The 13683-nt window shown below is 68.6% G+C and carries 14 protein-coding genes; 10 read left to right on the forward strand and 4 right to left on the reverse strand.

Annotation, left to right across the window (positions count from 1 at the left end):
* Nucleotides 1-64 precede the first annotated feature (64 nt).
* On the reverse strand, nucleotides 65-547 hold the full coding sequence (locus NKJ07_RS03300; RefSeq protein WP_318569170.1) for a DUF456 domain-containing protein: 483 nt from the start codon (nucleotides 545-547) through the stop codon (nucleotides 65-67).
* A gap of 135 nt (nucleotides 548-682) precedes the next feature.
* Between NKJ07_RS03300 and NKJ07_RS03305 the strand changes: the two genes are divergently transcribed.
* The 6 genes from NKJ07_RS03305 to NKJ07_RS03330 all read left to right on the forward strand — a co-directional run bounded on the left by NKJ07_RS03305 (nucleotide 683) and on the right by NKJ07_RS03330 (nucleotide 6792).
* Nucleotides 683-1027, forward strand: a complete 345-nt coding sequence (locus NKJ07_RS03305; RefSeq protein WP_318569171.1) for a 4Fe-4S dicluster domain-containing protein — start codon at nucleotides 683-685, stop codon at nucleotides 1025-1027.
* Nucleotides 1028-1167: 140 nt separating this feature from the next.
* Nucleotides 1168-2052, forward strand: a complete 885-nt coding sequence (locus tag NKJ07_RS03310; RefSeq protein ID WP_318569172.1) for an electron transfer flavoprotein subunit beta/FixA family protein — start codon at nucleotides 1168-1170, stop codon at nucleotides 2050-2052.
* Nucleotides 2053-2054: 2 nt separating this feature from the next.
* Nucleotides 2055-3764 carry an electron transfer flavoprotein subunit alpha/FixB family protein gene (locus NKJ07_RS03315; RefSeq protein WP_318569173.1) on the forward strand — a complete coding sequence of 570 codons (1710 nt, stop codon included), beginning with the start codon at nucleotides 2055-2057 and terminating at the stop codon, nucleotides 3762-3764.
* Complete coding sequence (locus tag NKJ07_RS03320) at nucleotides 3757-5460, forward strand: FAD-dependent monooxygenase (RefSeq protein ID WP_318569174.1); 1704 nt, start codon at nucleotides 3757-3759, stop codon at nucleotides 5458-5460. The genes NKJ07_RS03315 and NKJ07_RS03320 overlap by 8 nt, the downstream gene beginning before the upstream one ends.
* A 5-nt stretch (nucleotides 5461-5465) precedes the next feature.
* A complete protein-coding gene (locus NKJ07_RS03325) occupies nucleotides 5466-5867 on the forward strand; it encodes a DUF8055 family protein (RefSeq protein WP_318569175.1) in 402 nt (133 codons plus the stop codon).
* A gap of 181 nt (nucleotides 5868-6048) precedes the next feature.
* Nucleotides 6049-6792, forward strand: a complete 744-nt coding sequence (locus NKJ07_RS03330) for a GNAT family N-acetyltransferase (protein ID WP_318569176.1) — start codon at nucleotides 6049-6051, stop codon at nucleotides 6790-6792.
* Here the strand turns inward: NKJ07_RS03330 and NKJ07_RS03335 are convergent.
* The 3 genes from NKJ07_RS03335 to NKJ07_RS03345 all read right to left on the reverse strand — a co-directional run bounded on the left by NKJ07_RS03335 (nucleotide 6789) and on the right by NKJ07_RS03345 (nucleotide 11749).
* Nucleotides 6789-6953, reverse strand: a complete 165-nt coding sequence (locus NKJ07_RS03335; protein WP_318569177.1) for a DUF8014 family protein — start codon at nucleotides 6951-6953, stop codon at nucleotides 6789-6791. The two genes, NKJ07_RS03330 and NKJ07_RS03335, sit on opposite strands and share 4 nt — an antisense overlap.
* Nucleotides 6954-7036: 83 nt before the next feature.
* Nucleotides 7037-9397, reverse strand: coding sequence for a tRNA(Met) cytidine acetyltransferase TmcA (gene tmcA / locus NKJ07_RS03340; protein WP_318569178.1), 2361 nt, complete (start codon nucleotides 9395-9397; stop codon nucleotides 7037-7039).
* Between the two features lie 39 nt (nucleotides 9398-9436).
* Nucleotides 9437-11749 carry a PAS domain-containing protein gene (locus NKJ07_RS03345; RefSeq protein WP_318569179.1) on the reverse strand — a complete coding sequence of 771 codons (2313 nt, stop codon included), beginning with the start codon at nucleotides 11747-11749 and terminating at the stop codon, nucleotides 9437-9439.
* 270 nt (nucleotides 11750-12019) lie between these two features.
* Between NKJ07_RS03345 and rpl7ae the strand changes: the two genes are divergently transcribed.
* The 4 genes from rpl7ae to ndk are packed head-to-tail and all read left to right on the forward strand — an operon-like array spanning nucleotide 12020 to nucleotide 13536.
* Entirely contained in the window at nucleotides 12020-12382 is a 363-nt protein-coding gene (gene rpl7ae, locus NKJ07_RS03350; protein WP_318569180.1) for a 50S ribosomal protein L7Ae, read from the forward strand.
* A gap of 6 nt (nucleotides 12383-12388) precedes the next feature.
* A complete protein-coding gene (locus tag NKJ07_RS03355) occupies nucleotides 12389-12613 on the forward strand; it encodes a 30S ribosomal protein S28e (RefSeq protein WP_318569181.1) in 225 nt (74 codons plus the stop codon).
* The gene (locus NKJ07_RS24375) at nucleotides 12613-13053 is read left to right on the forward strand and encodes a 50S ribosomal protein L24e (RefSeq protein WP_425504716.1); all 441 of its coding nucleotides are present in this window, start codon (nucleotides 12613-12615) and stop codon (nucleotides 13051-13053) included. Before NKJ07_RS03355 ends, NKJ07_RS24375 begins: the two co-directional genes overlap by 1 nt.
* Nucleotides 13054-13056: 3 nt before the next feature.
* A complete protein-coding gene (gene ndk, locus NKJ07_RS03365; protein WP_318569182.1) occupies nucleotides 13057-13536 on the forward strand; it encodes a nucleoside-diphosphate kinase in 480 nt (159 codons plus the stop codon).
* Nucleotides 13537-13683: the final 147 nt, after the last annotated feature.

The raw sequence follows: 13683 nt of genomic DNA on the forward strand, positions 1-13683 counted from the left end.
CGGAAACCGGCGGAGCCACGACGACGTCGGAAGAGGCTCTCCCCGCGGACGGTCGACGGATCGGTCAGCGGACGACGACGACGACGATCCCGACGAGGAGCGACAGCGTGAGCAACACCTGGACGACGGCCGACCCGAGCACGCCGACCGTCGCGTACAGCGCCGCGCGTCCGCTCGCCTCGCGCTCGCCGGTCCGGTAGTACTCGACGGCGAACGCCGCACCGGCGATGCCGAGCACGAACCCGAGAGGTCCGGTGACGAGACCGAGGACGAGGCCGGCGACGAGCGCGACGCCGGCGGTGAGCGGCGAGGCACCGCCCGCCCGGACGGCGACGGCGCTCCCGGCGAGGTCGACGACGGCCGCGACGCCGGCGACGAGCGCGAACCCCACGAGGACGACAGGCGACGGGTCCGTGTAGCCCGTCGACCACCAGTAGACGAGGATGCCCGCGAACGAGAGCGCCGCCCCTGGCACCGCCGGGAGGAGACTGCCGACGACGCCGCCGACGGCGAGCCCGATCGCGACCCACGCGAGCGCGGAGACCATGACCGACCCCACGGCGGGAACGGTGAAAACAGTCACCGCTCGGCGGCTGTCGTCCCTCACGTGAGCGTCGGCGAGCCCCGAACGTGTTCCGTGCAAGAGTTAAGTAGCCGCCTGGTTATGTACCCATAGATACCAATGGCCATCGACGCGAACTTCGAGACGAACCGGGACCGAGTCGAGGTCGACGACGACGCCTTCGCGGACGACGTCGCCGTGTGGGGACCGTACGAACCACCGGAGACCCAGGGGATTCACGGCACCCACGTGGCGGTCGACTTCGACATCTGTATCGCCGACGGCGCCTGTCTCGAGGACTGTCCGGTCGACGTGTTCACCTGGGTCGACACGCCAGGCCACCCCGAGTCGGAGATCAAGGCCGAACCAACCCACGAGGATCAGTGCATCGACTGCATGCTCTGCGTCGACGTCTGCCCGGTCGACGCCATCGACGTCGACCCCGGACGCGCCGGCCGGATCTGACGACGGTCTCTCTCTGAACTCGGTCTCTCGACTTCTTCAGTTCGTGCGCGTCTCAGTGCCCACAGCGGCGTCGTCGTTCCTGTCAAACGAGAACAAGGGCAAAAGATTATTACGAAAACGTGCTGAGATGACTGCGAGACATGGGAGAACTCGACACGGTCGTACTGACCAAGGGTGTACCGGACTTTCGCGAGGGCCAGGTATCGTTCGACGACGACGGCCACCTCGAACGGGGGAAGACGCCGACGGTGATGAACCCGAACGACAAACACGCGCTGCGGGCGGCGCTGCAGACCCGGGTTAGACACGGAGGCACCGTCTCCGTGATGTCGATGGGTCCGCCGGGGTACAAAGACGTGCTCCGCGAGGCGATGGAGACGGTGTACGCCGACGACCTCACGCTCGTCTCCGACCGGGAGATGGCCGCCGCCGACACGTGGGCGACCGCCATCACCCTGGGTTCGGCGATCCGCAAACGCGGGCTGCCCGACCTGGTGTTCGCCGGGTTCAAGACGGCCGACGGCGAGACGGGTCACACCGGCCCGCAGACGTGCTGGTGTCTCGACATGCCGGTCATCACGCACGTCGTCGCGCTCGACATCGACACCGACGAACGGACCGTCCGCGCCAAACGCCTCGTCGAGGGCGACATTGAGGAGATCGAGACGGTCGAGGCACCGCTGCCGGCGTTCATCGTCTCGGATCCGGATTTCGAGCCGGTGTACCGCACCGCCGGCGACCGTCTCGAACTGAAGCAACTCCGCCACCGGACGCGCGAGCGCGCCGCGGACTTCGAGGAGCACCTGACCGTGTGGGACCACGCTGACCTGAACCTCGACCCCGACTACATCGGGCTCGACGGCTCCCCGACGATCGTCTCATCGGTGGATCCAATCCCGAAGTCACCGGCCGAGCGCGAGGCGACGATGGTCGATCCGTCGGACGCGGCGGCGATGCAGCAGGTGGTCGAGGAACTCACGCCCTTTGCCGGATCGCCGGGGGCCGCGGAAGCCGGGGGTGACTGAGCGTGGTCGAGATCGACCCGAACGAGTACGAGATCGCCGAACTCGGCCCGAAGATCAAAGACGTCGACGACCGCGAGGAGTTGGAGGCGATGCTCGCCGCGGAGGAGGCGGGCGAGGATCGCCCAGCCGTGAAGACGCTCATCCAGTCGCGCATCGATAAACTCGCTGACGACGGCGGTGACGGCGAGATCGACCTCGAAGAGATGGGGATGGCCGACCTGGCCAACGCCATCCGGTCCATCGACGATCCCGACCGCCTCCGCGACCTGCTCGCAGAAGAGGAGGCAGGCGAGGACCGCGACACGATCAAACAGCAGTTCGAAAACCGGCTGGAGTCGCTCGAAGGCGACGACGGCGAGGCCGACGAGACGGCCACCGAACGGCGCTCGCCCGAGGAACGACATCCGGACCTCGACCACCCCACCGAGGACAAGCAGTACGTCCACGCCCTCGAGGACGGCGCCTACCGCGACATGTGGGTGTACTGCGAGACGCAGGCCGGGGAGCTGATCGACGTCTCGAAGGAGATGCTCGGCAAGGCCCGCGAGCTGATGGACACGTACAACGCGGAGTACGACGAGGACGAGCGGGTCGTCGCGGTCCTCGTCGGTGACGACGTCGAGAGACACGCCGACGAGTGCATCGCCCTCGGTGCGGACGTCGTCGTCTACCAGGAGGACCCGCGCCTGGAACGCTTCCGACACAAGCCCTACACGGAGGTCTTCTGCGACATGGCCCGGAGCGCGGACCACCCGTTCGGGCGGGAGAAAGAAGCGGAGGAGTGGCGCGACTACGACGAGCCGCGCTACGTGCTGTTCCCCGCGACCAACAACGGCCGCGACCTCTCCGCGCAGGTCCAGGCCGAACTCGACTCGGGGCTGGCCTCGGACTGTTCGGGGCTGTACATCGAGGACACCGTCATCTCGAACCCCGTCAAGACGGGCGAGCCCGGCACGAAGAAGACGTTCGAGCGCGTCCTCCACATGAAGCGCCCGGACTTCTCGGGCTTCGAGTACTCCACGATCCTCTGTCTCGACAACCCCCACCGCGAGTTCCACCCACAGGGTGGCTCGGTCATCCCGGGGAGCTTCGAGATCCCCGGCCCCGACCCGTCCAGGGAGGGTGAGGTCGTCCGACACGACCTCCCGCTGGACGACGACTGGTTCCGGGTCTCGGTCACGGAGTACGACCAGCTCGATTCGGGTGTCGACCTCACCGGTAACGACGTGGTCGTCTGCGTCGGCCGCGGGATCAGCGCCGATCCGACGAAGGGCGTCGAACTCGCGCTCGAACTCGCCGAGACGTTCGAGAACGCCGACGTGGGCGTCACCCGCGGCATCGTCACGGGCTCGTTCCAGTTCGACGGCCACGTCGAGCAGTACACCCACGAGGAGCGACAGATCGGCGAGACCGGGCAGGTCATCCAGCCGACGCTGTACGTCGCCGCCGGGGTGTCGGGGGCGGTCCAGCACAAGGTCGGCTGCGACGAGTCGGAGACGATCGTCGCCATCAACACCGACGCCGACGCCCGCATCAAGGACTGGTCGGACTACTTCATCGAGGGCGATCTCTTCGAGGTGCTCCCCCGATTGACCGAGGCGGTGAAGACGGGCGAACTGGACGTCGAGGCGGTCGCCGACGGGGGAACGCGACCGAGAACCGACGGCGGGCGAGCGGAGACGACCGGGGACAACGGTGATGCCGATGAGTAGCGCAACCACGGAGACGACGGAAGTCGAGCCGGGCACCGAGTACGAACACTACGAGGCGGTCGTCGTCGGCGCGGGGCCGGGCGGGGCCGCCGCGGCCGCCACGCTGGCGTCGTACGGCGTCGAGACGCTGGTCCTCGAACGGGGCGTCGACGCCGGTTCGAAGAACGTTTCTGGGGGATTAATCTACGCCGAGGAATCCGCGCCGTACACGATCGACGGGATCTTCGACGGCTTCCGCGAGGAGGCGAGCGAGCGACCGATCACGAAGTACTACATCCACAACGTCGCCGGCACGAGCGTGAAGTCGTTCGACCTCACCGGCCTGCACGAGGCGGACACGGCGTGGTCCGACGCCGTCCTCCGGCGGAAGATGGACTCGTGGCTCGCCGAACGGGTCCACGAGCGGACCCACGAGACCGGCGGCGGCCTCCTGACCGAGGTCCACGTGAACGGCCTCTTAGAGGAGAACGGCGAGATCGTCGGCGTCACCTGCGACGAACTCGACCCGATCCGTGCCGACCTGGTCGTCGCCGCCGACGGCGTCAACTCTGAACTCGCCCGGCAGGCGGGACTGATGGACTGGGAGCGCCCCGAGGAGTGGTTCCAGGGCGTGAAGGCGGTCGTCGACATGCCTGCTGGAGAGGTGAACGACCGGTTCGACATCGACGACGACGAAGGGGTCGCCCACCTCTTCTCGGGCGATCTGTTCGACGAGGCCCGCGGCGGCGGCTTCCTCTACACCAACCGCGACTCGCTCTCGTTGGGGACCGTCTTCCACCTCGACAGCATCGTCGAGGAGGAACTGGAGTCGCACCAACTACTTGACGCGCTGCTCACCCACCCACTCTTGGCGCAGTGGCTCGGCGACGAGTACCACGAACGCGAGTACTCCGCGAAGTTGGTGCCCGACTCGAAGAAGGTCGCCCTGCGCGAACCGTACCGCGATAACCTCGTGCTCGTCGGCGACGCCGCCGGGCAGATGCAGGCGCAGGGACCGATCATCAAGGGGATGAACCACGCCGTCACCGCGGGGGCGCTCGCCGCCGAGGCGTTCGCGGAGTCGCGGGCGCGCGGGTCGCCCGGCAGCGCGGGGACGCGCTACGCGGAGAAGCTCCGCGAGGAGGGCGTGATGAAGAAGCTCCGACCCACGCAGTACGACCTCCTCGGCTCCCTCGGCGAGCGCGAACCCGTCGCGGGGGTCGTCGACGACGTGGTCGACTCCCCGCTTGGTCGGTTCGGCGTCCGCCTCCTCGGGTCACAGCTGGAGAGGCTGTACAACTCGCCCCTCATGGTGTCGATGATCCCCGACACGCGGACGCCGTACGTCACGCTCCCGACCGTGATCGCCGAGGAACTCGGGACGCCCGTCCGAGAGACGAGCGACGTCGAGCCACCCTCGCTGGAGGAGCGCATCGGAAACCTGGCGTACAACACCGACATCGGCAACCCCCACATCGTCGTCCAGGACAACTCGATCGAGGCCTCGGGCGCGGCCGTCTACGCCTGCCCCGTCTCCGCGCGCGACTTCGGCGGCGGCTGTTACCGCGAGGAGACAATCAGGACCAACGGGAGCGAGGAGCAGGTCGTCTCGCTCGACACCCAGCCCTGCGTCGAGTGTGGGACCTGTGCCGTCGTCGCCGACACGACCTGGGTGCACCCGCGCGGCGGCAAGGGCGTGGAGTTCAAACAGGGGTGACCCGCGTGGACCGGGACTCCGTCGACGGACACGAGCGACACTCGGGGTACTACGCCCGCATCGCCGACCTCGCCGAGGAGGCCCGCCACGAGCGGGAGACGTTCGACCCGCCCGACGGGGTCGACGAGGACCGTGCGTTGCGGTACGCCCGTGACGGCCTCGGCGACGTCGTCGCGCTGTACATCGAGGCCCGCACGGCCGAGTGGGACGTCGAGTTCTCCGGCCGCGAACTCGAGTTGCTCCACCGCGCGACGAACGACTACCTCTCGCTGTACACCCGCTGCCACGGGGTCGCGTTCGACACGGACGTGACCGTGCGCGAAGCCGCGGAGATCCTGTTGAAGACGCACAACATCGTCGACACCGCACAGCTGGTGACGAAGGTCCCGGGTCGGGACGGCGACTGAGCGCCGGCAACACCGATCGTCGGGAGCCGGGACAGCTGTCGGGAGGCCGACGTTCTCCGACGGCGGCCAGCGGTGTCCTCCCGGCCCTGACGCGGGTCTCGCTCGGAGTCACGGTCGACAGCTATCCGATCTGTTACATTCACGAACAACAATTAAGTACTGGAGTGTGGTACTGACGAGCATGGACATTACTGACAAGCTCACCTTCTCGCACAAGGACCGCAAGGACCTCTACGACTACGTCGAGAGCCACGGAACGGTTCGCAAGGACGAGGCCCGACGCGCACTGAACATGGACCCCGGCGCGTTCGGGGCCCACATGACGATCCTGCGGCAGGAGGGGTACATCCGCGAGGTCGGCGACCGGCTCCAGATCGCTTACCAGGAGGACGAACCTCGGGAGTACGTACGCGAAGGCGTCGACTTCGTCATCCGCACGGCACGCGAGGACGATCAGGACGACCTCACCGAGACGATCCGCGAGGTCGCAAAGGAGGGCGACTACTTCGAGGCCGAGACGGTCGCTGAGGTGCTCGACCACGAGGAGGCACTCATCCGGCACAACGAGGTCCACTCGCGGCTCTTTTTCGTCGCCTGCGTCGGTGAGGACGACGAGGTCGCCGGCTGGGTCCACCTCGACCTCCCCGAGACGGAGTTCCTCTCACACACGGCCGTTCTCACCGTCGGTCTCAGGAGCGAGTACCGCGGCCACGGCATCGGATCGGCGCTCCTCGACCGCGGCGTCGAGTGGGCACGCGAACACGGCTTCGAGAAACTGTACAACTCCGTCCCCGAGACGAACGAGCGCGCGATCTCGTTCCTCGAAGACCACGGGTGGGAGACCGAGGCCGTCCGGACGGACCACTACCGGATCGACGGCGAGTACGTCGGCGAGGTGATGATGGCGGTCGACCTCCTCGACTAGCGCCAGTTGTCCGCCGCGTCGTCGAGGGGTTCGGCCACCACGCCCTCGGACTGGACGATAGCCCGCGCGTGCGCCGTGCAGACGTCGCGGTCGTCGGCCCACGGGACGTACACACGCACCGCGGCCCGGTTCTCACAGCCGTCCTCGCTGCACGTCTCCATAGCCGAACGAACTCTCCCGACCGACAAGAGTGTGCACCCCGGGTTCGAGGCGGCGCTTGTCAGATCCCGGCCGTCGCCGAGCGTCAGTCGGTCGGCTCGTACCGCTTTCTGAACCCCGCCGCCGTCTCGCCGCCCTCACGTTCGACGAGCGACTGGTACGTCTCCCCGAGCGCTTTCATACAGCGACTGGGCGAGACGTAGTCGAGTTCGTCGGCGACGATCGGCCACGGGCGCGCCTGCAGTGTCTTCAGGACGAGCAGTCGCTCCTCCCGCGGCGTCAGCAGCCCCTCGTGTTTGGGGCCGACGAGCGCGCGGAGCGCGAGTCGGCGGAACGCCCCCGGATCGGCAGTGTACAGTCCCGGCCCGAACGAGGCGTCGACGACGACCCGCCACTCGCGGTCTGTGAGCGTGACCGTGGGCGCCTCGTCGACCGCACGGAGCGACGCCCGGACGACGTCGGCGTCGGCGTCGCGGAGCGGGTCCGAGAGCACCCCGGCGATCCGGTCGCAGAACCACCGCGTGTGTCGGTCACGGAGCGCCTCTCCCCCCGACGTGAGCGCGTCGAGCATCACCACCGAGTACTCGCCGCTAGTGTCGTTTCGCGAGGTCGAGAGGTAGAGCGTCCGGAAGCCGTTCGCCCGCCAAAACGAGACCAGCGCGGGCGTCGCCCCGTAGCCGGCGCCGAGCCAGTCGACGCCTGTACCGGACTCGACGGGTACGAGTCGGTCGCCGAGCGGGTCCGTCTCACGGAACTCCGCGCGGACCCTGTCGAGGAGCGCCGACCCGAGCCCGCGCGAGCGGACGGCGTGGTGGGTGGCGATCCGCATCACGCGGTAGCCGACCGGGGCGCCGGCGTCCTCGTCGCGGCACTGCGAGGTGAGCACGTCCGGAAGCATGTTGCCGCGAACGCGCTCGCCATCGTACATCTGCCTTCGAGTCTCGGCGTCGAGCCCGCCCTCGCGGGCGAGAAGCGCGACCGACACGACGTGGCCCTCGTGCGTGAGCGCCCGCAGCGTGAGGTTCGGCGCGTCGAGCAGGCGAGCCAGGTCGTCCGGCTCGGTGCGGTAGTGCGCCAACACGAGGAGCCCGAACGCCTCACGGAGCCGGTGTTCGTCCGCGAGCAGGTCCTCCGGGGAGAACGTCTCGTAGTCGGCCGCCGCGGGGGTGGCCTCGTCGACGAGCGGCGCGACCGGCGGACGGGCGTCGAGGAGGAGCGCGCGGAAGACGAACGACTCGACGGGGTCGCCGCGGGCGTACCGGATGGGGTCGTCGAGGCGGACGTCGGTGACCGTGTGCGACCCGCCGAGCAGGTGGTCGCGGAAGCGAACCGAAAAGCCCCGCCCAGCCCCTTCGTAGCCGTGAACGGTCGTGAAGAAGGCGACGCGCTCGGCGTCGAGAAGCGAGGTGAGGACGCGCACCGGGAGCGCCGCGGCCTCGTCGACGAGGACGACGTCCGACTGGTCGATCTGGTCGGTCGCCTCGGGCGGACGGAGATACCGGATCCGTCCGCCGCTCGCGTTTCCGTCGCCTCCGGGCGCGGCGACGACCACGTGCCGCTCCTCGTCGTGATCGACGGTGACCCCCAGCGTCTCGAACAGAGCCAGCGCCCGGACGAACACCTCACGGGCGTTGCGGTACCGCGGCGCGGTCACGAGAACGTCGCGGCCGTCGAGCGCGAGCGCCGCCGCGGCGAGGCCGGCGGCGCTGGACTTCCCCCGACCGCGATCGGCCTCGACGACGACCGCTTCCGGGCCCCGACCGAGCCGTTCGAGGGCGGCGACGGCCCGCGCCTGGTCCCGCGTCCGACACGCCTCGTACGTCTCGCGCGGAAACGCGGCCGTCGGGGGCACCGACGGGGCCGTCTCCCCGGTTCGATCCGTCGTGCGGTCGTCCCCGTCGGTCGCGCCGTCGCGTCGAACCACGCCCGCGTCGACGTCGACCACGGCCACGCCGGGGTGGGTGCGGAGCACGTCGACGAGCCGCCGCCGGAACCGCCCGGTCACGTCCTCTGCGGTGAACGGCGGGACGGCGAGGCGGTCGTCGAAGTCGGTTCGGCGGTCGGGCCACTCACAGAGCGGGGGCGTCAGGAGGACGAAGAGCCCGCCGCCGTCGGCCACGCCCGTGAGCCGGCCAAGGAGGTTCGGCGAGAACCCCTCGTGCGCGTCACAGACGACCAGTCCGCGGGTGGTCCCGAGGAGCGAGTCGGCCTGAGCCGGCGAGACACGCTCGAATCGGAAGCCCTCGCGGGTCGTGACGACCGTCACGTCGCTGTCGTCGACTCCCGCGCCATCGGCGGCTTCGAAGGCGGCGTCGAGCCCGGCGTCGCGGTCGCCGCTCAGCACGAGGAGCCGGCGTTGATCGGTCGCCGTCGCCGCCGCCGAGAGGGAGGCGGCCAGGGCCCGGACGGGGGACGAGGCGGACGGAGCGGAGGACGGTCCCGGCATCGCCCGGGGTTGGGCGGGCGAGGCTAAGGCGGTTCGGGTTCAGCTGTCGGTCCGAACCCGGAACTCGAACCGCGCGCCCCCGTCGTCCCCGGCGGTCGCCGTGACGGTCCAGCCGTGGGCTTCCGCGACGTCGCGGACGATGGTGAGCCCGTAGCCGGTGCCGTCGGTCGCCGTGGAGACGCCGGGGTCGAACAGCCCGTCGGGGTCGTCGACGGAACTCCCGAAGCCGGGGCCGTCGTCCTCAACGAAGAACCCCCGGCCCGCTCCGTTTTCGAGCACGCCGACCCGAACCTCGACGCGGTCGGCGGACCGTGGGGCGGTCTGACTGCTGGCGGGGGGGTGGTCGGTTGCGCTGTCGATCTGCGATCGACCGTTCGTCGAGCCGTGCTCGACGGCGTCGTCGGTCTCCGGCCGACTGCTCGTTGAGCTACGCTCAATGGCCTCACCGGACTGCGCGGCAGTCCTGTTGCCTGTGGAACCGTGCTCCACACTGTTCCGAAAGAGGTTCTCGAACAGCCCTGCGAGCCGCGATGGGTCGGCCGACACCGCCGGCAACCCGTCGTCGAGGCTGAGGGTGGCGTCACCGGTGTCGGTCACGGCCCAGGCGTCCCGGGCCACGGCGTCGATCGTGACCGGCTCGGGGTCGTTGACGACCGCGCCCGTTCGGGCGAGCAAGAGCAGTTCGTCCACCATGCGGTCCATCCGTTCGAGCGCGTCCTCGGCGGTGTCGAGACGCTCGCTCGACTCCGTCTCCAGCGCGAGTTGGACGTGACCCAGCGCGACCGACAGCGGGTTTCGCAGGTCGTGTGAGACGACCGCGGCGAACTTGTCGAGCTGGTCGCGCTGGCGGCGGAGCGTCGCCTCCCTGTCCTTTCGGCGACTGATGTCGCGGATGACGCCCGCGGTCCCGCGGAAGTCGGCGTCGGTCGGCAGCAGCGAGAGGTGGTCCTCACAGGGGATCGCGTCGCCGTCAGCGGTCTGGAGGTCGAACTCGAACCGCTCGGGGCTGTCCGTCTCTCTCGCCCGCCGGATCGCCGAAAACGCCGCCTCGCGGCCCTCCTCGGTCTTCAACAGCGCCGCGGCGTCGGCACCGAGCGCCGTCTCGAAGTCGTAGCCCGTCGCCTCGACGAAGGCGTCGTTGACGTAGGTGAGCTTCCCGACCGCGTCGGTCGTGTAGACGGGGTCGCCGAGCGCCTCGACGATGGTCTCGACCCGTTCGAGGTGCGCCTCGCGCTCGCGCTGGGTTGTGACGTCCCGACCGATGCCACAGACCCCGACGAGTTCCCCGCTCTCGTCGTGGAGGGGGACCGTCCGGAACTCGTAGAGCCGGGGGTCGTCCGGCGTGTCGAACCGCGCGACTCCGGAGACATCCTCGCCGTCGAGGACGCGTTCGATCGTCCGAGTGACGTCCGTCCGGTCGGCGGGCACGAACAGTTCGGTGACGGGCGTCGACGCGAGCTCCACGTCGGTGCGTCCAGTGAGCGCCGCCAGCCGGTCGTTCCACCGGACGAGTCGTTCGCCGCTCCCGTTGAGGACGTAGAAGACGTCGTCGATGGCGTCGAGCGCCGCGTCGAGCAGGCGGCGTTCCGCCGCGAGTTTCTCCCGGGTGCGCTCTTCGTCCGTGACGTCACGGACGTAGATCGACAGTCCGTCGTCGCCCGGGAACGCCCGGACGGCGAAGTGAGTCCCGAGCGGATCGAAGTACGCGTCGAACGAGACCTCCTCTCCGGTCTCCATCGCTCGTCGGAGCTCCGTCTCGAACCGGGTGCCGACGAGACCGGGGAACGCCGACCACACCTCCGTTCCGAGCAGCTCGGCCGACGCCGCGCCGAGGATCTCCTCTGCGCGTGCGTTCGCGTACGTGTACCGCCACTCGCGATCGACCGCGATCACGCCGTCGGTCGTCCGCTCGTACACCTCTTGGAGGCGTTCGGTCGCCTCCCGTGCCCGCTCGTTCGCCCGCGCTTCCGAGACCACGGTCCGGATGCGGTTGACGAGCAACTCGTAGCGCTCCGACCCTCCGCCCTTCTGCAGGTAGCCGCTGACGCCCGCGGCGATGGCTTCGCTCGCGATCTCCTCGTTGCCTTTGCCAGTGAAGAGGACGAACGGGAGCTCCGGATGTCGGTCGCGGACCCGGCGGAGGAGGGTGAGCCCATCGGTCTCGGGCATGTCGAAATCAGAGACGACGCAGTCGACGGCGTCGAGTCGCTCTAGGGCTACCTCGGGATCGGTCTCGCCGTGGACGACGATGTCGTCGTGACGCTCCAGAAACGTCGCGACGAGGTCGCCGAAGGCGGGGTCGTCGTCGACGTGAAGCACGTCGATGTCGTCGTGTTTCGCGATAGTGCTCACTGAGTCTTCGTCCGGTTGCCGACCGTATTCCGCTCGGGGATATATGCCCTCCGGTGGGGTTCTCACAGCTGATAGCCGTCGCGTCGTGCGCCCGCCTCACACGCCGTGACGGCTTTGAAAGCGCTTTTATGGAGTGATGTGTTACGACTGCGTACACCCCTGTCCGTGGGTCGATGACTACTCCTCGCCGTCAGGGATCTCCGTCGCGGCGGCGGACGCCGGAAGACCGGTTTGGCGAGGCAGTCGAGCCCCGGAGGGAGGAGGAACACAATGCCAGTTTACGTCGACTACGATGTACCCGCAGACCTCGCCGAAAGCGCCGTCGAGGCGCTCGAGGTCGCACGAGACACAGGATCGGTAAAGAAAGGCACGAACGAGACCACGAAGGCGATCGAGCGTGGGAACGCCGCGCTCGTCCTCGTCGCCGAGGACGTCTCTCCCGAAGAGATCGTGATGCATCTCCCCGAACTCGCCGAGGAGAAAGGCATCCCGTACATCTTCGTCGAGACTCAGGACGACATCGGTCACGCCGCCGGCCTCGAGGTCGGCAGCGCCGCCGCGGCCATCGTCGACGCCGGCGAGGCCGAGGAGAGCGTCGAGGATATCACCTCGAAGGTCGAGGAACTCAGGTAACCGACGATGAGCGCAGAAGAGAGCGCCACGGACTCCACCTCGGCGGAGGTCATCGAGATCGTCGGCAAGACCGGCATGCACGGTGAGGCCATGCAGGTCAAGTGCCGAATCCGCGAGGGCTCGAATCAGGGTCGCATCATCACGCGAAACGTGCTGGGACCCGTCCGCGAGGGGGATATCCTCCAGCTCCGGGAGACCCAGCGCGACGCCGACTCCATCGGAGGGCAGTGATGGTCGAGAAACGAACCTGCGACTACACGGGCGACGACATCGAGCCCGGAACGGGCACGATGTTCGTCAAGACCGACGGGACCGTACTCCACTTCAAGGACTCGAAAGCCGAGAAGAACTACCTCCTGGGACGGGAGGCGCGCGACCTCGAGTGGACCACCGAAGGCCGCAACCAGCAGGCGCGCGCGCAGGCTGCCCGCGACGCCCAGTCGGCCGCCGCGGCCGCCGAAGCCGCCGACGAGACCGACGCCGAAGAGGCGGCGGAGACGGAAGCGGCCGAAGAAGCCGAAGAAGCCGAAGAAGCCGAAGAAGCCGAAGAAGCGACCGACGCCGACGAGGCGGCGGAGACGGAAACGGACGCCGAACCGGACGCGTCGGGGGATGCCGCCGACGAAGCCGAGGCGGCCGCGGCCGACGAAAACGAGGACGACGAGGAGTAACCAATGAGTCACCACGACGAGCGAACGTTCGTGATGGTAAAGCCCGACGGGGTTCAGCGTGGCCTCATCGGAGAGATCGTCTCGCGCTTCGAACAGCGCGGTCTCAAACTCGTCGGCGCGAAGTTCATGCAGATCGACGAGGAACTCGCCCACGAGCACTACGGCGAACACGAGGGCAAGCCCTTCTTCGAGGGGTTGGTCGAGTTTATCACCTCCGGACCGGTGTTCGCGATGGTCTGGGAGGGTGCGGACGCGACCCACCAGGTCCGCAACATGGTCGGCGAGACCGACCCCGCCGAGTCGCCGCCCGGGACGATCCGCGGCGACTTCGGTCTGGACCTCGGTCACAACGTCATCCACGCCTCAGCCCACGACGACGAGGGCGCGAACGAGCGCGAGATCGACCTGTTCTTCGACAGCGAGGAACTCGTCGACTGGGGGCTCGACGCGGCCACGTGGATCTACGAAGACGAAGACCACTGACTCGACGCTGACCGATCGGGGCTACTGCCTCGCGGTTTTCCATCGTTCTCACGCCGGTGAGCGACTGCTCCGTCACCCACCGTCGGCATCTCTGCGTCCGTCCCGCGCGCCCGCGACCTCAGCCTGCCCTTTCCTCTCTAAGCCCTC

This window comes from Salinigranum marinum (assembly GCF_024228675.1).
Lineage (GTDB): Archaea > Halobacteriota > Halobacteria > Halobacteriales > Haloferacaceae > Salinigranum > Salinigranum marinum.